The sequence below is a fragment of the Acinetobacter sp. X9 genome (assembly GCF_054889255.1).
Genome location: NZ_CM142679.1, coordinates 3,662,364 through 3,681,338, shown reverse-complemented (window position 1 = coordinate 3,681,338; position 18,975 = coordinate 3,662,364). Strand labels below are relative to the sequence as shown.

The window sequence follows — 18,975 nt, the reverse complement described above, 5'->3', positions numbered from 1 at the left end:
AGATACTATAGGCATAAAATATGAAGAAAAATTGTATTGTTGCAAACGAACAACATTTCGAGGAGAGCATAAAAAAGAGCGTATAAAACGCCCTTTCTCACATTTTAAAATATTATTTTGCTAACTCTGCTTCAACTGCTTTAACGATCTGTTCATCGTCTGCTGTTAGGTTCGGAGCAAAGCGAGCTACGACTTCACCATTTTTATTAATTAAAAACTTTTCGAAGTTCCATAAAACTTCTGGAGCAGGGTTGGTCGGAATACCTAAGCTTTCTAAACGCTCACGGAAGGGACCTTCACCAGTGCGTTCCGGCTGAGCCGTTGTCAAAGCTTGGTAAAGTGGATGCTTACCTTCGCCGACTACAGAAACCTTAGAAAATAAAGGGAAATGAACATCATAATTTAATGAACAGAACTGTTGAATTTCTTCATCAGAACCTGGTTCTTGTTCTTTAAAGTTGTTTGCTGGGAAACCTAAAATTTCAAGACCTTGGTCTTTTTTTGCTTGGTAAAGCTTTTCTAAGCCTTCGTATTGTGGAGTTAAACCGCATTTAGAAGCAGTATTTACGATAAGTAGAACTTTACCTTTATATTGTTCAAGATCGACCGTTTCGCCTGAAATGGCTTTTACTGGAATGTGATATACAGATTGTGTCATGAGTCTTTCCTAAAGATTGTAATTGATATCAAGTAACGCATTTGTTTTAACTGCTATTGAGGGGTAGTGCAATAATATTCGTGTTCAAAAAAGGAAAAGTTTTTAAAGATAAACTGAATTCTAGTTATTTCTGATTTGGATAGGTGTTTGCCCAGTGTAACGTTTAAAAAACTCAATAAAACTTGAGCTATGTTGATAACCTAAATCGTATGCTAAACGCTTGATAGGCGTCCCTTGGCGAATCTGATGAATGGCATAAACAATTTTGGCCCGATTTCTCCATTCGGACAACGAAAGCTGAAGCTCTTGTTGACTCAAACGTAATAAGTGACGATCACTGACCGAAAAGTTTTGTAGCAACTGCTGTAAAGACTGATCAAAAAGTAATGGATCTGAAAGTTTTTCTAAAATAGGCAATAAAATAGGATGTCGTGTTTGCGGTAAATAATGCGAATATGCAGGAGCTTGTTTAAGTTGATCGAATAGAACTTGTAAAAGATGTTCTAAGTATTCAGATTGTCCAGTTTGTTTTTGCTGCTCTAGAATTTGTAAAACTAAGGTTCGAAAGAAAGGTTGAATACTAAAACATTTACAGATATCACCTAAAATAGAACAGAGGTGAGGGTGTAGTCGAATACAGATATAGTGAATTTCATGGTCAATATGAGTAGATTGATGAACAGTTTGAGGTGGAATCCAAAGACCATAGCTAGGTGGAGAAAGATATAGCTGTTCTTCAATCTCCATTTCTAATATGCCATTTAAACTGAAATTAAAATCTCCCCAAAGAGATGCATGAGGACGAACAATATCTTCTTTTTGGTATAGAAATTCATGAACTTCTATACTGTTTAATAATGAAAATTGTTGGTCCTCATTGTTCATCTATATGCTCTGACTCATATTTTAATTTTCACAAGTAGCTTTAGGATTATTTAAACCTTTCGCTAAGGTAAATGTACTTACTAATGCTAGGGCAACGAAGCTTAATACACCATAAATTAAAGTATTTTCATTGAAATGATCAACCACATATCCCCCTAATAATGAACCTGTCGCAATCATCACCTGAAACATACCTACAAAAAGCGGCATACCTTTTTCAACAGCATGTGGTGCGTGGACAAACATCCAGATATTTGCTGAGGTAGGGAAAGCGCCAAATGCAAATCCCCATAACGCGGTTAAGACAATAGCACCAAACTCATGAACGGCAAAAAGAGGAAATCCAAAAAATACGATTGCAAAGCATGTGCCCACAAAAGCTAATGTATAACGGACATTTAGATTGCCACTATATCCGGCAAAAGCATTCCCGAAAATACCTGCAATTCCATAGAGCAATAATAATGAACTAATGGTTGTCCCGTTAAAACCGGCAACATTTTTAAAGAAAGGTGCTAAATAGCTATAGGCACAAAAATGAGCGAGTCCGATCAATAAAACAATCAACATGCCACTACGTGCTTTAGGAGTGCGTAATAGTGCTGGCAAATCTTTCATATGAATTGCCGAGTCTGGTACAAGTTTAGGTAAAAAGATTAATTGTAAGATTAAAACAACTAAGCCAATGCCTGCTGTAATTCCAAAAGCACTACGCCAGCCATAAAACTCGCTTAACCAAGTTCCAATCGGTACACCTAGAACTGTAGCAAAAGTCACACCTGCCATCACGACCGCAGTTGCTTTAGCAATAGGAAGGTGTGAGGGAGCTAATTTTCCACTTAGAGCAATGGCGGTCGCCCAGAAACCACCAATTGAAATACCTAAAATTAAGCGGCTTAACAATAAAATATGAAAGTTTTCAGCAAATGCGGTAATGGTATTGGCAATAACCATAATAGCTGTCAGCAAGATAAGTACATAACGCCGATCAAGTTGTTTTACAGATACAGGCAATAGAGGGGCTGCAATTGCTGCCATAATGCCGGGTACCGTAATAATCAGACCTGCTGTACCTACAGAAATATTTAAATCTGTTGCGACACTATTTAAAACACCAACGGGTAAAAATTCACTTGTAACTAAGGCAAATGCTGCGATAGAAACGGCCAAAATGGCAAACCAGCTTCCTTGAGTGGAGGTCGTGGGTCGCGCTTTAGAGATAGACGATTGGTCCATAGGAAATCCTTACTTGGCTAAATTTGGAGTAAAGAAAGACAATTTATTAATTAACTAACGATCATTATGAAAATAAAATAGTTGATAAAAAATCGAACGTCAATTAATTTAATAACGATTGTTATAAAAATAGATGTGATCTTTATGACAAATAGGCATGAAACGAATTTAGCTGCTGCAGAAGATGCGCTGAAAAAAAAGCGCGGACGTCCTAAATGCTTTGATGAACAAGAGGTTCTGCAAAAAGCAATGTTGCTCTTTTGGGAGCATGGCTATGAAGCAACGTCTATTAGTGATTTAACGCAAGCTTTGGAAATTACAGCACCAAGCCTATACAGTGCCTTTGGTGATAAGGCGGGGCTGTTTTACAAAAGTGTTGATTATTATTTAGCTCATGAAGGATGTCCGATTGACACTATATTTGTAGAAGCAAAAACTGCAAAAATTGCTGTTGAGTTATATCTTTATGACATTGTTAAAAGATTGGTTCAGCCCAATAAGCCAGCAGGTTGTATGGTGGTCGTTGCGGCTATGAATTGCTCTGATGCCACTCAAGATGTACAGCAAAATCTATTAGATAAGCGCATAAAGACAAAAGAAAAATTATTAAAACGTCTTCAGCAAGGGGTAGAGCAAGGGGATTTATCTTCTCATGCACCTTTACAGGAAATGACTGATTTTTATACCACTGTCATTCAAGGCCTTACCATTCAAGCAAGAGACGGTGCGAGTAGCGAGCAATTACATAAAGTGGTAGGTCATGCCGTGAAAGCTTGGACATTATTCTAAAAAGGATAATGTCCTAAGTTCGATATCAATGTCGGAAATACGATATTTCAATTTATTAAGACATTCTTCAAAATAAAATCTCTTTTGTAGATGGTGTATTGCTATGAGTCAGGTCATGAAATATCACAAATGGGCGTTTATTTTTCCCATTTTGGCAGTATTGATTTGGTCTTTAAATATTGTAGTCACCCGCTATGTCTCGGATTATATCTCTCCGGTAAGTATTAGTTTTTATCGGTGGTTAATCGCTTTTATTATTTTGACTCCATTTATGTTTATGTCTGTGTGGAGACAAAGACGACTAGTCATACCCTATTTACCTAAGCTTGCTGTGTTAAGTGCATTTGGGATGGTGCTTTATCAAGGCTTAGCTTATACGGCTGCCCATTATACCAGTGCAACCAATATGGGAATTGTGAATGCATTTATTCCCATCTTTACGATCTTTGTTTCGCTTGCCATTTTAAAAGATGTGCCTAATCGCTTTGCAGTTTTTGGCAGTATTCTATCTTTTGCAGGTTTGTTATATGTCATGTCCCAAGGAAATATTAATAAGCTTTTAAGTGGTGGCGGACACCTTGGTGATGCTTTGATGATTATTGCCGTATTCTTCTATGCATTTTATGGAGTATTCCTTAAAAAATGGCAGTTGCCACTACCAATTATGACAAGCTTATATGTTCAGATTGGATTTTCTGTCATATTTCATATTCCTTTAATTCTCTGGTTTGGACTTGATGCTTTAAATGTACAAAATGCACCAAGTGCTATTTATGCAGGTGTATTTGCTTCACTTATTGCGCCTTTAGTTTGGATGTTAGCTGTTCAACAACTCGGTCCTAATAGAACAAGTATTTTTATGAACTTGGTGCCTGTCTTTACAGCAGTTATTGCAAGCGTCTGGTTATCTGAGCAGTGGACCATTTATCACACGCTAGGTGGGATTGTTATTTTGATTGGTATTATTATGGCTCAGAAGAAGGTGAGTCCTAAAAAGAGCGAATTGATGCAAGAACAAAACTAAAGTTGCTAAAAAAACTATGGCATATTTTGAAAAAAACTCATAAAAATATGCCAATTTTTTCTTAGTTAAAGGTTTTCTATATGATTTATAAATAGTTTATAGAAATAGGTTGTAATATAAATATTAAAAAAGCCGAGTAAAAATATTAATATAATTTTAATTTATAGGCAAAAAACCGCAAATTCCCTACACTTTTCATGCTTTTTTTAGAGAAATAATATATTTCTCTCATTGAATCTCTTACCACATAATAGCGGCCACTACGAAAGGCGCTCTTTTCTTTGTAAATTACCTTTCGTTCCACAGATATCCAAACCCTCTGGATGTGGTATATACCCATCCTTTTTTATGCTCAGTTATCCCTATATAACTGAGCTTTTTTTTGTTTGAAATTAGGCGCGAATAATCTCTCTGGTAAGAGCGTTAATGATTCGGCTTGGTTGTTGACTCTGGCCTAAGTCACCATTCAGATAGTTTAATTGTGAACCAAAGTATTGGCAGGCATCCTGTAGTGAGTGCGCAGGTTCTTGCCCACTTGGGTTCGCACTAGTCGAGACAATAAAGCCATGAAAAGCATTACATAATGCCACACATAAAGGATGTGTAGTGACTCGAACAGCGACAAGAGGATGCTCACCTTTAATCCATGAAGGAATATGTTCACCAGCAGGTAATAGCCAAGTTGTTGCTCTTTCTGAAGGTTGATGATTAGTCCAACAATCAATAATTTCTTGTTGGGTTGTTTGAGGTAGAGAAGTTAGTAGGTGCTCAACTTGGTTAATATGACCTGCTAATAAAATTACACCCTTTTCAATAGGCCTTTGCTTTAGTTCAAGAATCTTTTGAAAAGCTTGCTCATTAAAAGGGTTGCAACCTAGCCCCCAAACTGCCTCAGTTGGATATGCCAAAACTTGACCTTGTTGTAAACATTGGGCTGCTTCGGTAACTGAGGTGGTAATCATGGTAATACTCTTCCTTTCAATCAGACAGAATTGCTATTGTGCGCTCCAATACTAAGAACGACAACGTAAATACAATCCTGATTGTTGCATACATAAACCAAGTAGTTCTAGTTCCATCAGTGAAGAGGTGAGTTCTGCAACAGGCTGAGAGTGATGTAAAACAAGCTGATCAATATTTTGTCCGACCCAGTCTAAAGATTGATAAAGGTTAATTAAATGCTCAGGAATTTCTGGAGTACTAGAAACTACAGCCTCCTCGGTGGAGTTCTGTTGCTGACTTTGCCACTGAGTGGGTAAAGCAAGGTCTTCAATAATTTGTTCAGGATGATCGACTAAAATTGCTCCCTCACGAATAAGTTGATGGCAACCTTGATGAAACTCACTGTAAATATGACCAGGAATGGCAAATACAGTTTTACCTTGTTCGGCAGCTTTGTTCGCAGTGATGAGAGAACCACTTTTTAATGTAGCTTCTACCACTAACACGCCTAAACTCAAACCGCTGACAATTCGGTTTCTACGTGGGAAATGTTGTTGTAATGGAGGTGTTCCAGGCAAAAACTCAGTAATGATGGCGCCGTTTTGAGCCAAAATATGTTCTGCAAGTTTTTTATTTTGAGCAGGGTAGGTACTGTCTAAACCTGTTCCTGTCACAGCAATCGTACGTTGATGTGCTGATGCTCCTTGGTGAGCAGCTTCATCAATGCCATATGCTAAGCCACTACTCACATAAAAACCTTTTTCACTTAAATAATAGGCAAAATCATAAGCAACTTGGCGACCATGCGGGCTTGGTTTTCGACTGCCGACAATCGCAATTTGCGGTTGCAATAAAGCTTGAGCTTGGCCTTTTCCAAAAATTATAGGTGGATGGTCTGTATAAGGTAATAACTGAGTGGGATAGCCTGAGTCATCTTTCGTTAAAATAAAGTCAGTATGTTGATGGATCTGTTGAATTAGTTTTTCAAACTGAGCTAGACCTTGAGCGGTTTGAAACTCAGCTACGCGTTTTAAATGATTAGCATGTAACCCGAGATTGCGCCATTGAGATAATCCAGCAGGTTGGAGCGCCTTTTCACAGCTACCAAAATAATCGACAATCTTTTTAAAGCTGACTAAAGAGTGTTGCACCAAATACCACACTTTAAGCGTGTGGTAATGGTGTGAAGAAAGTTGAGTAAGCATTGTAAAAGGTACATCCAGCATTAATCATTATAGCGGGGTGGCTGAATGCTTGAACCAACTTTAACTGGTAAATCGCTTTCTAATACGTAGGCATAACTCAACTGATCAAAAGTTCTAAAGACCATCAGACTACCAATTTGTTGTCCTGGTAACTGTATTGGTTCTTTGGTTTTAGGATCTCGAATGGTTTCACCTTGTTGCGTAATATCAAAAATTTGTCCTACTTGAATACCTTGTGCCATACCTCGATCTAAAGTCACTACACTATTTTTGGCAGCAGTACCAATTGATCCCATTACACGAATAATTTTGCCGCCATCGGTCACCTGAGTGGCATCTACTGGATAAAATAAAGTAGGCAATGTTGCTTCTTCTTCTGGCATTACCCGATCACCACGACGTACTTCAGAATTGTAGCTATCAGTTAACTCAAGCGTGGTAATGTCTTTTTCAGAAGAGATCGCGATCCCTGAGGCAACTTGTTGTAACTCAATACCTAGACTGTGTTTTTTGCCTTTATTATCTGTGAAATAATAAGGTTCACCTTCACGATAAACTGCATAACGTTGACCATCAATTAAACCTTCTCCGCGCGCATAAATAGTCTGACCTTTTGCCGCCAGTACACGTTGATCGGCAGTACCGACTACATAAGGAGTATGTTGAATTGCATCGATAGGTAGAATAGTGCTGTGTTCTAACCACTGTTTGATATGTTCAAGAGGAATAACAGGTACGTTATTGTTAAGTGACTCCACACGAACTTGAGGTTGTAAATTTGTCATTTGACCTGTGTAACGGCGAATAATGCCGGCACAGCCATCTCCTTCATCTTTTCCAACCAATGGGCGGCCATCTAAACTACACAGCAGTAATCGATCACCTGGATAAATCCAGTGCGGATTTTTGACATGCTGATTGTTTGCCCAAATTTCAGGCCAGCGCCAAGGTTTACTCAGAAAATGACCGGAAATATCCCATAGCGTATCTCCTCGTTTTACAACGTAGACATGTGGTGCATTACTTTTAAGAGAGGGTGGATTATGGTTCGGACTAGCAGCATAAGTCTGTGCTACCGTACTGAATGCAACCCCTGTAAAAAGTGCCAAAGCAAGTAAATGCTTTTTTATCCCCAAAGCATGAAATTGAACCATGCCGTCAAAAACCTTTTTCATTATGATAATTCCTAAAAATTATGCGTGCAGATGCGTTATAATAGGCGGCTAACACACAATTTTTCGATGAAGTATTTCCTTCATTTGGTTTTTCAATCAATGGCATAAGTGAGGACGTCAGTATGGCCTTATTACCTATTTTAAGTTTTCCTGATCCCCGTCTTCGTACCATTGCTAAGCCTGTTGAAGAAGTTACTGATGAAATTCGTCAACTTGCAGCAGATATGCTTGAAACCATGTATGCCGCACCCGGTATTGGTTTAGCAGCTTCACAGGTAGATCGTCATATTCAGCTTATCGTCATAGATTTGTCTGAATCTAAAGATGACCCTATGGTTTTCATTAACCCCAAAATAACTCCACTGACAGAAGATAAGCAGCAGTACGAAGAAGGCTGCCTATCGGTGCCACAAATATACGACAAAGTTGAGCGCCCGTCACGTGTGAAAATTGAGGCAATTAACCTTGAAGGTCAAGCATTTGAGTTAGAAGCTGATGGACTTCTCGCTGTTTGTATCCAACATGAAATGGATCACTTAAATGGCAAATTATTTGTGGATTATTTGTCGCCACTTAAACGTCAGCGTGCTCGAGAAAAAGTCGAAAAAGTTGTTCGTCAACGTGAACGTGAAAAAGTTGCAGTAAAACGTTAAAAATTTCTATTCTTGAAACATTAATGTAGTGTGGATGTGATTTTTGGTTTTTCGTAGTGGCTTACTGCTTGCATGTGCAGCAGTATTTTTACAGGTTGCGGTATTTCTACAGCCGCTATTACCGAAGCAGTATCAAATTGCTCCGGTCTGTGAAACTATTACCCTCGCTTTGCTTAAACCTAAAGCACAGATGGAAACCATGTCACATGCCATGCATTCACATCATGAACATCATGAACATCATGTTGAACAGGCTCAAGCCTCTGAGCAACATGATCATCATGATGCAAATCACCAGTGTCAATATTGTACCGTCTATGCCAATCTGGTTTTGCCACCTGAATTTGGCGTAAAAGAAGTTTTAGTCCGCATACAAGTCCGCTTAGTCGCTTATCAACAAGCATTTAGACATGTCTACTTTGCACTACAGCGACTTTTTCTACTCCCGCAAGGGCGTGCACCACCTCTATTTGCATAAATAAAAGCAATTTTTTGTTGGGGTCTTAACTGACTTCGATATCACTTTATTTATGTTTTAGAGCGTATAAAAATGCCACATTCTAAATTTTTACTACAACCTTTATGGGTTGCGATGTTTGCTGTCTCTCATTCGGGGCTAGTTTTTGCTAATTCAGAAAAAAATGATGCCGATACCAAAGCGTTTCACTCATTAGCACCTATTGTTGTTACAGCACAACAAGGCAACGATGCAAATGGTCTGATTGTACATGCAGACCCGAAACAGCCCATTCAGCCAGTGCCTGCTACAGATGGTGCAGACTACCTACAAAGTATTATGGGTTTTAACTCAATACAAAGCGGTGGAACCAATGGTGATGTGACCTTCCGAGGCATGTTTGGTTCACGCATCAAAATTCTAACTGATGGAACTGAAAATTTAGGTGCATGCCCAAACCGTATGGATGCACCGACTTCCTACATTTCACCAGAAAGTTATGATCGTATTTCTGTGATTAAAGGCCCGCAAACAGTTCAATATGCCAATACAGGTTCTGCTGCAACAGTCCTTTTTGAGCGTCAGCCTGAACAGCTCACCACAGAAAAACCTTATCGGGGTCAAGCGAGTGTCTTGCTAGGTTCATTTGGACGTATTGATCATAATGTTGAAGCGGCAATTGGCGATGAGAAAAAATATATCCGTTTAAATGCCAACCGTTCAGAGTCGAATAGTTATCAAGATGGTGATGGAAATACCGTGCCGTCAGCATGGAAAAAGTGGAATGCTGATGTAGCGCTTGGCTTTACTCCAGATGAAAACACGTGGGTCGAAATCACGGGTGGGAAATCTGATGGTGAATCGCTTTATGCTGGACGTTCAATGGATGGTTCTCAGTTTGCGCGTGAAAGCTTAGGTCTGCGATTCGAAAAGAAAAATATCACTGATGTCATTAAGAAAATTGAAGGGCAGGTGAACTACAGCTATAACGACCATATTATGGATAACTTTAGCTTGCGGCAGCCAGAACTAAAGCATGATCATGAAACTCATGAAATGTATCTAGATAAATCAGCTATGCAAGTAACGCGTAGAACACTAAATTCACGTTTAGCCATGACTACTGAATGGAATAAATGGAGTTTGATTACAGGTATAGATTCTCAATTTAATAAACATGGTGGAAGCATGTCTTCACCAAAAATGAATATGCCGTTTAGTCAAGATATGCGTTTTCAATCATATGGTGCTTTTGGTGAGCTTGGTTATCAATGGAGTGAAAACTCAAAGCTGGTGACAGGTGCACGACTTGACCAAGTGAAAATTGATGCGCTTAAGCTCAATGTTGACCGTTCAGAAACTTTACCTAGTGCATTTGTTCGTTGGGAAAATCAACATCCTGAGCATGACCTAAAAAGCTATATTGGTTTAGGTTATGTAGAGCGTATGCCTGATTATTGGGAACTTTTCTCGCCTAAACATGGTAATGCGGGCTCAACCAATACTTTTAATGGTGTGAATCCTGAGAAAACACTACAGTTAGATCTGGGCTTTCAGCAACAACATGGTCCTTTAAATACATGGGCTTCTGCTTATGCTGGTTTGGTTGATGACTACATTTTAATGAGTTATCACCATCACTCAAGTACTGGAATGGGTGGGCATGATATGAGCCATGATATTACTGCGGGTGCCAAGAATGTCGATGCAACCATCGCAGGTGCGGAAGCGGGTATTGGATATCAATTTACCGATCATATTCAGGCAGATTTGAGTGCGATGTATGCATGGGGTAAAAACACCACAGATGACAAACCATTACCTCAAATTTCACCTTTAGAAGGTCGCTTAAATATTCGCTATGTGGCTGACAAATATAATTTAGGTCTTTTGTGGCGAGCTGTGGCTGAGCAAAACCGTGTGAGTCTACATCAAGGTAATATCGTAGGATATGACTTAAAACCAAGTAAAGGTTTCTCGACTCTTTCTCTAAACGGAAGTTACAACCTTCGTAAAGATATCGATGTCTCTGTTGGCATTGATAACGTATTAGATAAGACCTATACCGAACACTTAAATAAAGCGGGTAGTGCTGGCTTTGGATTTGCGAGTGAAGAGCAGTTTAACAATATCGGAAGAAACTACTGGGTCCGTATGAGCATGAAGTTTTAAAAAGCTTAACGAATTAAATGAACTGAAAATATTAATTTAAAGAGAGAAATGAAATGACTAATAAATTATCACCTGAACAATCTTGGTGGGGATGGAAGTTACTTATTGTGGCTTCTATTCTGAGTTTATTGTTTATGATTGTTTTTTACTTGGCGATCAACAATGAACCTGACTACATGCCAAGTCAAAAAAAGAAGCAGATGACGGAGTCACACGAGCAAATGAATCACGCTGAAATGCACAGTTCATCAGCTCAATAAGTTCCTTAATATTTGAAAATGGAAGTCTAATTAATGGGCTTCCATTTTTGTTTTTAAGTTTTAAAAGTTATTGATGCATACTCGCTAAGGTTTTTGCCTTACCTTGATTCTGATAAAGCGTTAAGCCAAGTTTTTGTATATTACGGCCTGATTTAGATAAAAACTTTTCAACTTTTGGTGAAAGCTTTGCACCATTATAAAGTAGTGAATTACGCACAATTAGATAATAAGCAAACCATGAGGCAGACTGCTGAGGCAATCCGAGTAGTTTCATTCTCTTCTTGCCAATAAAAAATTGGGTAAGTTCTAAATGTTGTCGATAAGCAAGCTTCTGCTGCAGAGGGCGTAAATGCAGATATTTTCTCTCAAAAGGCTCTTTGGATAAGCTTGATCCTAACTCAACACTGCTGTGATCGGAGCGAGGGTGAGCAAACTGCATCCAGTAAAGTAACCTCCAACCCTCAGATTCAGATTGAATAAGCCATTTTTCATCAATACCCATTAACCAGCCAATATAACGCCAAAAATGTAAAAAACTCTTGGCTTTTTGTTTGGTCGGCCATACACCTAAAGCTCTAATACCAAGTAAAACTACACTGCTAAAAGCCAAATTAGTCATTGCTAAATCAAATTGATTAAGAGGAATTCCCCAAACCTCACTATCCCAACGATCAGACTTTTTTAATTGTCGGCGAACGAGTGCATGAATAAAGCGAACATAAATCGTTGACGTAAAACCTGAACTTAGACGGTCAAGTCCTTGAGGTTCAGTAATATCAACCCACCATTTTGTGGTTTCTGCTAAACGAGTACCCGCTTGTTTCTTTAATGCACCCGTTAAAATTAGTGGCTGATTAAACCCCGGATATAAATATCCCGCCATTAAGGATAAATCTCTAAGAATAAAACCATTATTTATTCCTAAATGATGAGTAAATTTAACAGCCTCATCAATTTGACGCTGATCTAACCATTCAGGCTTTTGCTCAATGTAATTAAAGAAATTTTCTAACTCAGTAGGTAGCGGCTCAGATAGGTTATCGCGGCCTTGAAATAATATCTTCTCAAAAATCATTCGGTGACCTTTGGGATCTTCCATAACCCAATCAATCACCTTATCCATTTCAACGTCTCCTTCACAAAGAGCACGTTGTAAAGACACATATTCTTTATAGTTTGGTTGTACAGGTTTTTCGCAACAGATATTTAAAAACTGAGTAAAGAAATTACTGTCTTGCATGTCATTAAAAGAAGCAAGTCGAGTCGGGCTAATCATTTGCATATCGTTACTTACTTATTGAACTGAATAATAAATAGGCTAATATGAATAATTATTCGCATTCAATTCGCATTTAACGAATAAAAAACGATGAGAAAAGCCCCACAGCAACAGCGTTCAAAAATTATTGTTGACCATATTTTAGAGGCAACACAGTACTGTATTGCCCAATATGGATTGCTTCATACAACGACTCCTAAAATTGCAGAGAAATCTGGAGTGAGTGTAGGCTCGATTTACCAATACTTTGAGAATAAAGATCAAATCATAGAAGAACTATTGCGCCGTAAAAGCGAACTATTAGGACAACAACTCAAAGAATTAGTTATGCATCAAGGAAATATTCCTTTAGATCTGCTTATTCCCTTGGCGATAGAGCTAGGATTTAATGCATTAAAAGCCGATCACGGATTTTTTATAGAAGTACTGAAACATTGGCATGACTATAGTCATTCGCAAGCTGCTCAGATTTTAGAAAAGCATTTTTTTGAAGTAGGGCTATATACATTCAGTAGAAATCCTCATCAGTGGGACTTCGAACAGGTAAAGCATAAATCCTTTGTAATTATTAATAGTACGCTTTTTACGATGATGCGATATGTAAGTCAGAACAATTTTCTTATCTCAGAACAACAACTTAAACGCGAATTATCGAGCATGATACTGGCTTATTTAAGTCAAAAATAAAAAATTAAAATAATTATCAATATAAAACAATAGTTTAATTCGTGTGGTGGTTTAAAAGTAAACGCTCAAGTCATTAATTTTTAATTTTCGCTTGCAAAGGGAATTTAATGGTCTATAATGCACATCCATCGGCGGTGATGCAGATAGAAACTTGTTGAAAAACAGTTACTTGGAATTGAGTTGGTTGCTTTAAGTGATGAATTTGATGGTAAGTTGGTTTGAGAGATAAGTTTTAAAAATATCGAAATTACCTGTTGACTTTTAAGAGATTAAGAGTAATATAGCCGACCTAGCTTGCTGGTGACGAACCAGGAAGAAGATCATTAAGAGAATTGAAGAACAACTTGTGTGGATTTTTACTGATTGATTAATCGAAATAATTTTCATTGATTGATTGGTTTAAATTACTCGAAGTTTATTTGAGCGAAATTTAAGTCAGTAATTGATGAGCCAGAATTGGTACCTTGTCTTTAAATAAGGTACAAAATGATTTTAACTGAAGAGTTTGATCATGGCTCAGATTGAACGCTGGCGGCAGGCTTAACACATGCAAGTCGAGCGGAGAGAGGTAGCTTGCTACTGATCTTAGCGGCGGACGGGTGAGTAATGCTTAGGAATCTGCCTATTAGTGGGGGACAACATTTCGAAAGGAATGCTAATACCGCATACGTCCTACGGGAGAAAGCAGGGGATCTTCGGACCTTGCGCTAATAGATGAGCCTAAGTCGGATTAGCTAGTTGGTGGGGTAAAGGCCTACCAAGGCGACGATCTGTAGCGGGTCTGAGAGGATGATCCGCCACACTGGGACTGAGACACGGCCCAGACTCCTACGGGAGGCAGCAGTGGGGAATATTGGACAATGGGCGCAAGCCTGATCCAGCCATGCCGCGTGTGTGAAGAAGGCCTTATGGTTGTAAAGCACTTTAAGCGAGGAGGAGGCTACTTTAGTTAATACCTAGAGATAGTGGACGTTACTCGCAGAATAAGCACCGGCTAACTCTGTGCCAGCAGCCGCGGTAATACAGAGGGTGCAAGCGTTAATCGGATTTACTGGGCGTAAAGCGCGCGTAGGCGGCTAATTAAGTCAAATGTGAAATCCCCGAGCTTAACTTGGGAATTGCATTCGATACTGGTTAGCTAGAGTGTGGGAGAGGATGGTAGAATTCCAGGTGTAGCGGTGAAATGCGTAGAGATCTGGAGGAATACCGATGGCGAAGGCAGCCATCTGGCCTAACACTGACGCTGAGGTGCGAAAGCATGGGGAGCAAACAGGATTAGATACCCTGGTAGTCCATGCCGTAAACGATGTCTACTAGCCGTTGGGGCCTTTGAGGCTTTAGTGGCGCAGCTAACGCGATAAGTAGACCGCCTGGGGAGTACGGTCGCAAGACTAAAACTCAAATGAATTGACGGGGGCCCGCACAAGCGGTGGAGCATGTGGTTTAATTCGATGCAACGCGAAGAACCTTACCTGGCCTTGACATAGTAAGAACTTTCCAGAGATGGATTGGTGCCTTCGGGAACTTACATACAGGTGCTGCATGGCTGTCGTCAGCTCGTGTCGTGAGATGTTGGGTTAAGTCCCGCAACGAGCGCAACCCTTTTCCTTATTTGCCAGCGAGTAATGTCGGGAACTTTAAGGATACTGCCAGTGACAAACTGGAGGAAGGCGGGGACGACGTCAAGTCATCATGGCCCTTACGGCCAGGGCTACACACGTGCTACAATGGTCGGTACAAAGGGTTGCTACCTAGCGATAGGATGCTAATCTCAAAAAGCCGATCGTAGTCCGGATTGGAGTCTGCAACTCGACTCCATGAAGTCGGAATCGCTAGTAATCGCGGATCAGAATGCCGCGGTGAATACGTTCCCGGGCCTTGTACACACCGCCCGTCACACCATGGGAGTTTGTTGCACCAGAAGTAGCTAGCCTAACTGCAAAGAGGGCGGTTACCACGGTGTGGCCGATGACTGGGGTGAAGTCGTAACAAGGTAGCCGTAGGGGAACCTGCGGCTGGATCACCTCCTTAACGAAAGATTGACGATTGGTAAGAATCCACAACAAGTTGTTCTTCATAGATGTATCTGAGGGTCTGTAGCTCAGTTGGTTAGAGCACACGCTTGATAAGCGTGGGGTCACAAGTTCAAGTCTTGTCAGACCCACCATGACTTTGACTGGTTGAAGTTATAGATAAAAGATACATGACTGATGATGTAAGCTGGGGACTTAGCTTAGTTGGTAGAGCGCCTGCTTTGCACGCAGGAGGTCAGGAGTTCGACTCTCCTAGTCTCCACCAGAACTTAAGAGAAGTTCGGATTACAGAAATTAGTAAATAGAGATTTAGATCTTGGTTTATTAACTTCTGTGATTTAAGTATCACGGTATTAAGCATGACCTGACGAAGGCGTGTTTATTCATTAACAGATTGGCAAAATTGAGTCTGAAATAAATTGTTCACTCAAGAGTTTGGATTAAGCAATTAATCTAAATGAATTGAGAACTAGCAAATTAACTGAATCAAGCGTTTTGGTATGTGAATTTAGATTGAAGCTGTACAGTGTTTAAGTACACAGACAACAGATAGTAGCGATGAAGAATCGCACGGACAACACTCACTTGTAGGTGTTGACGACTGTTTGGGGTTGTATAGTCAAGTAATTAAGTGCATGTGGTGGATGCCTTGGCAGTCAGAGGCGATGAAAGACGTGATAGCCTGCGAAAAGCTCCGGGGAGGCGGCAAATATCCTTTGATCCGGAGATTTCTGAATGGGGGAACCCACCTACTTTAAGGTAGGTATTGCAACATGAATACATAGTGTTGCAAGGCGAACGAGGGGAAGTGAAACATCTCAGTACCCTTAGGAAAAGAAATCAATTGAGATTCCCTCAGTAGCGGCGAGCGAACGGGGATCAGCCCATTAAGTTATGTGTGTTTTAGTGGAACGCTCTGGGAAGTGCGAACGTAGAGGGTGATATTCCCGTACACGAAAGGGCACACATAATGATGACGAGTAGGGCGAGGCACGTGAAACCTTGTCTGAATATGGGGGGACCATCCTCCAAGGCTAAATACTCCTGACTGACCGATAGTGAACCAGTACCGTGAGGGAAAGGCGAAAAGAACCCCTGTGAGGGGAGTGAAATAGATCCTGAAACCGCATGCATACAAGCAGTGGGAGCACCTTCGTGGTGTGACTGCGTACCTTTTGTATAATGGGTCAGCGACTTATATTCAGTAGCAAGGTTAACCGTATAGGGGAGCCGTAGGGAAACCGAGTCTTAATAGGGCGTTTAGTTGCTGGGTATAGACCCGAAACCAGGCGATCTATCCATGAGCAGGTTGAAGGTTGGGTAACACTAACTGGAGGACCGAACCCACTGTCGTTGAAAAGCCAGGGGATGACTTGTGGATAGGGGTGAAAGGCTAATCAAGCCTGGTGATAGCTGGTTCTCCCCGAAAGCTATTTAGGTAGCGCCTCGGACGAATACCATAGGGGGTAGAGCACTGTTTCGGCTAGGGGGTCATCCCGACTTACCAAACCGATGCAAACTCCGAATACCTATGAGTACTATCCGGGAGACAGACTGCGGGTGCTAACGTCCGTAGTCAAGAGGAAAACAATCCAGACCGCCAGCTAAGGCCCCAAAATCATAGTTAAGTGGGAAACGATGTGGGAAGGCATAGACAGCTAGGAGGTTGGCTTAGAAGCAGCCACCCTTTAAAGAAAGCGTAATAGCTCACTAGTCGAGTCGGCCTGCGCGGAAGATGTAACGGGGCTAAAACTATGTGCCGAAGCTGCGGATTTGACATTAGTCAAGTGGTAGGGGAGCGTTCTGTAAGCCGATGAAGGTGTATTGAGAAGTATGCTGGAGGTATCAGAAGTGCGAATGCTGACGTGAGTAACGACAAAACGGGTGAAAAACCCGTTCGCCGAAAGACCAAGGGTTCCAGTCCAACGTTAATCGGGGCTGGGTGAGTCGACCCCTAAGGCGAGGCCGAAAGGCGTAGTCGATGGGAAATTGGTTAATATTCCAATACTTCTGTGTAATGCGATGAGAGGACGGAGAAGGTTAAGTCAGCCTGGCGTTGGTTGTCCAGGTGGAAGGATGTAGGTATGTATCTTAGGCAAATCCGGGGTACTCTATACTGAGATCCGATAGCAAGCTGTACTTGTACAGTGAAGTGGCTGATACCATGCTTCCAGGAAAAGTCTCTAAGCTTCAGTTACACAGGAATCGTACCCGAAACCGACACAGGTGGTCAGGTCGAGTAGACCAAGGCGCTTGAGAGAACTCTGCTGAAGGAACTAGGCAAAATGGTACCGTAACTTCGGGAGAAGGTACGCTGTTGTTGGTGATGGAACTTGCTTCCTGAGCTGACGACAGCCGCAGAAACCAGGCCGCTGCAACTGTTTATTAAAAACATAGCACTCTGCAAACACGAAAGTGGACGTATAGGGTGTGATGCCTGCCCGGTGCTGGAAGGTTAATTGATGGGGTTAGCGTAAGCGAAGCTCTTGATCGAAGCCCCAGTAAACGGCGGCCGTAACTATAACGGTCCTAAGGTAGCGAAATTCCTTGTCGGGTAAGTTCCGACCTGCACGAATGGCATAATGATGGCGGCGCTGTCTCCAGCAGAGGCTCAGTGAAATCGAAATCGCTGTGAAGATGCAGTGTACCCGCGGCTAGACGGAAAGACCCCGTGAACCTTTACTGCAGCTTGACACTGAACTTTGACCTTACTTGTGTAGGATAGGTGGGAGGCTTTGAAGTTGGAACGCTAGTTCCAATGGAGCCGTCCTTGAAATACCACCCTGGTAATGTTGAGGTTCTAACTCTGTCCCGTTATCCGGGACGAGGACCGTGTCTGGTGGGTAGTTTGACTGGGGCGGTCTCCTCCTAAAGAGTAACGGAGGAGTACGAAGGTGCGCTCAGCGTGGTCGGAAATCACGCGTAGAGTATAAAGGCAAAAGCGCGCTTAACTGCGAGACCCACAAGTCGAGCAGGTACGAAAGTAGGTCTTAGTGATCCGGTGGTTCTGTATGGAAGGGCCATCGCTCAACGGATAAAAGGTACTCTGGGGATAACAGGCTGATACCGCCCAAGAGTTCATATCGACGGCGGTGTTTGGCACCTCGATGTCGGCTCATCTCATCCTGGGGCTGAAGCAGGTCCCAAGGGTATGGCTGTTCGCCATTTAAAGAGGTACGCGAGCTGGGTTTAGAACGTCGTGAGACAGTTCGGTCCCTATCTACCGTGGGCGCTGGAAATTTGAGAGGATCTGCTCCTAGTACGAGAGGACCAGAGTGGACGAACCTCTGGTGTACCGGTTGTGACGCCAGTCGCATCGCCGGGTAGCTATGTTCGGAAGGGATAACCGCTGAAAGCATCTAAGCGGGAAGCCTACCTCAAGATAAGATTTCCCTAGGAATTTATTCCTCTAAAGAGCCGTTCGAGACTAGGACGTTGATAGGTTGGATGTGGAAGCATAGTGATATGTGAAGCTGACCAATACTAATTGCTCGTGAGGCTTGACTATACAACACCCAAG

The 18,975-nt window shown here is 41.2% G+C and carries 13 protein-coding genes, 2 tRNA genes, 2 rRNA genes and 1 pseudogene; 11 read left to right on the top strand and 7 right to left on the bottom strand.

The genetic code is table 11. The features are described from left to right. Positions 1-112: 112 nt before the first annotated feature. The 3 genes from ACYU0V_RS17535 to ACYU0V_RS17525 form a co-directional block, all read right to left on the bottom strand. Positions 113-658 (bottom strand): glutathione peroxidase, encoded by a 546-nt coding sequence (locus ACYU0V_RS17535; protein WP_461848441.1) that lies wholly within the window; start codon positions 656-658, stop codon positions 113-115. Positions 659-778: 120 nt separating this feature from the next. Continuing rightward, positions 779-1,543, bottom strand: a complete 765-nt coding sequence (locus ACYU0V_RS17530; protein WP_461848439.1) for an AraC family transcriptional regulator — start codon at positions 1,541-1,543, stop codon at positions 779-781. Between the two features lie 21 nt (positions 1,544-1,564). Continuing rightward, positions 1,565-2,779: an MFS transporter gene (locus ACYU0V_RS17525; RefSeq protein ID WP_086266220.1), complete on the bottom strand. Its 1,215-nt coding sequence runs from the start codon at positions 2,777-2,779 to the stop codon at positions 1,565-1,567. 135 nt (positions 2,780-2,914) lie between these two features. On the opposite strand from ACYU0V_RS17525, the gene ACYU0V_RS17520 reads away from it, so the two are divergent. Both ACYU0V_RS17520 and ACYU0V_RS17515 read left to right on the top strand, forming a co-directional pair. Next, positions 2,915-3,568, top strand: a complete 654-nt coding sequence (locus ACYU0V_RS17520; RefSeq protein WP_081035512.1) for a TetR/AcrR family transcriptional regulator — start codon at positions 2,915-2,917, stop codon at positions 3,566-3,568. Positions 3,569-3,671: 103 nt separating this feature from the next. Beyond that, the gene (locus tag ACYU0V_RS17515) at positions 3,672-4,592 is read left to right on the top strand and encodes a DMT family transporter (RefSeq protein WP_079380978.1); all 921 of its coding nucleotides are present in this window, start codon (positions 3,672-3,674) and stop codon (positions 4,590-4,592) included. A gap of 392 nt (positions 4,593-4,984) precedes the next feature. Here ACYU0V_RS17515 and ACYU0V_RS17510 read toward each other — a convergent pair whose 3' ends face one another. Genes ACYU0V_RS17510 through ACYU0V_RS17500 form a run of 3 tightly spaced genes read right to left on the bottom strand, consistent with a single transcriptional unit; the run spans position 4,985 to position 7,914 of the window. Further along, positions 4,985-5,554, bottom strand: coding sequence for an L-threonylcarbamoyladenylate synthase type 1 TsaC (locus ACYU0V_RS17510; protein ID WP_262442210.1), 570 nt, complete (start codon positions 5,552-5,554; stop codon positions 4,985-4,987). A gap of 51 nt (positions 5,555-5,605) precedes the next feature. After that, positions 5,606-6,739: a DNA-processing protein DprA gene (gene dprA, locus ACYU0V_RS17505; RefSeq protein WP_032063701.1), complete on the bottom strand. Its 1,134-nt coding sequence runs from the start codon at positions 6,737-6,739 to the stop codon at positions 5,606-5,608. Between the two features lie 20 nt (positions 6,740-6,759). Further along, positions 6,760-7,914 (bottom strand): LysM peptidoglycan-binding domain-containing protein, encoded by a 1,155-nt coding sequence (locus tag ACYU0V_RS17500; RefSeq protein ID WP_461848435.1) that lies wholly within the window; start codon positions 7,912-7,914, stop codon positions 6,760-6,762. Between the two features lie 122 nt (positions 7,915-8,036). Here ACYU0V_RS17500 and def point away from each other — a divergent pair, with 122 nt between their 5' ends. The 4 genes from def (at position 8,037) to ACYU0V_RS17480 (ending at position 11,456) form a co-directional block, all read left to right on the top strand. Continuing rightward, complete coding sequence (gene def / locus ACYU0V_RS17495; RefSeq protein WP_002114101.1) at positions 8,037-8,567, top strand: peptide deformylase; 531 nt, start codon at positions 8,037-8,039, stop codon at positions 8,565-8,567. 43 nt (positions 8,568-8,610) lie between these two features. Beyond that, entirely contained in the window at positions 8,611-9,045 is a 435-nt protein-coding gene (locus tag ACYU0V_RS17490; RefSeq protein ID WP_461848432.1) for a DUF2946 family protein, read from the top strand. 72 nt (positions 9,046-9,117) lie between these two features. Next, entirely contained in the window at positions 9,118-11,196 is a 2,079-nt protein-coding gene (locus ACYU0V_RS17485; RefSeq protein ID WP_461848430.1) for a TonB-dependent copper receptor, read from the top strand. 53 nt (positions 11,197-11,249) lie between these two features. After that, complete coding sequence (locus ACYU0V_RS17480) at positions 11,250-11,456, top strand: hypothetical protein (protein WP_126645095.1); 207 nt, start codon at positions 11,250-11,252, stop codon at positions 11,454-11,456. 67 nt (positions 11,457-11,523) lie between these two features. Here the strand turns inward: ACYU0V_RS17480 and ACYU0V_RS17475 are convergent, their stop codons facing one another. After that, positions 11,524-12,738 (bottom strand): oxygenase MpaB family protein, encoded by a 1,215-nt coding sequence (locus ACYU0V_RS17475; protein ID WP_202745404.1) that lies wholly within the window; start codon positions 12,736-12,738, stop codon positions 11,524-11,526. An 87-nt stretch (positions 12,739-12,825) separates the two neighbouring features. On the opposite strand from ACYU0V_RS17475, the pseudogene ACYU0V_RS17470 reads away from it, so the two are divergent. The 5 genes and pseudogenes from ACYU0V_RS17470 (at position 12,826) to ACYU0V_RS17450 (ending at position 18,963) form a co-directional block, all read left to right on the top strand. Continuing rightward, positions 12,826-13,396 (top strand): annotated as a pseudogene (locus ACYU0V_RS17470) (TetR/AcrR family transcriptional regulator). A gap of 519 nt (positions 13,397-13,915) precedes the next feature. Beyond that, positions 13,916-15,453, top strand: a 16S ribosomal RNA gene (locus ACYU0V_RS17465). A 59-nt stretch (positions 15,454-15,512) separates the two neighbouring features. Next, positions 15,513-15,589 (top strand) — tRNA-Ile (locus ACYU0V_RS17460). Between the two features lie 55 nt (positions 15,590-15,644). Next, a tRNA-Ala gene (locus ACYU0V_RS17455) sits at positions 15,645-15,720 on the top strand. A gap of 352 nt (positions 15,721-16,072) precedes the next feature. After that, positions 16,073-18,963, top strand: a 23S ribosomal RNA gene (locus ACYU0V_RS17450). The 16S and 23S rRNA genes sit together here with 2 tRNA genes alongside, the layout of an rRNA operon. Positions 18,964-18,975 lie beyond the last annotated feature (12 nt).

Excerpts from the sequence above, each read along its gene's own strand:
- ACYU0V_RS17535 (WP_461848441.1), bottom strand. The coding sequence starts at position 658 with ATGACACAATCTGTATATCACATTCCAGTAAAAGCCATTTCAGGCGAA.
- def (WP_002114101.1), top strand. The coding sequence starts at position 8,037 with ATGGCCTTATTACCTATTTTAAGTTTTCCTGATCCCCGTCTTCGTACC.
- dprA (WP_032063701.1), bottom strand. The coding sequence starts at position 6,739 with ATGCTTACTCAACTTTCTTCACACCATTACCACACGCTTAAAGTGTGG.
- ACYU0V_RS17500 (WP_461848435.1), bottom strand. The coding sequence starts at position 7,914 with ATGAAAAAGGTTTTTGACGGCATGGTTCAATTTCATGCTTTGGGGATA.
- ACYU0V_RS17525 (WP_086266220.1), bottom strand. The coding sequence starts at position 2,779 with ATGGACCAATCGTCTATCTCTAAAGCGCGACCCACGACCTCCACTCAA.
- ACYU0V_RS17480 (WP_126645095.1), top strand. The coding sequence starts at position 11,250 with ATGACTAATAAATTATCACCTGAACAATCTTGGTGGGGATGGAAGTTA.
- ACYU0V_RS17510 (WP_262442210.1), bottom strand. The coding sequence starts at position 5,554 with ATGATTACCACCTCAGTTACCGAAGCAGCCCAATGTTTACAACAAGGT.
- ACYU0V_RS17515 (WP_079380978.1), top strand. The coding sequence starts at position 3,672 with ATGAGTCAGGTCATGAAATATCACAAATGGGCGTTTATTTTTCCCATT.
- ACYU0V_RS17530 (WP_461848439.1), bottom strand. The coding sequence starts at position 1,543 with ATGAACAATGAGGACCAACAATTTTCATTATTAAACAGTATAGAAGTT.
- ACYU0V_RS17475 (WP_202745404.1), bottom strand. The coding sequence starts at position 12,738 with ATGCAAATGATTAGCCCGACTCGACTTGCTTCTTTTAATGACATGCAA.
- ACYU0V_RS17485 (WP_461848430.1), top strand. The coding sequence starts at position 9,118 with ATGCCACATTCTAAATTTTTACTACAACCTTTATGGGTTGCGATGTTT.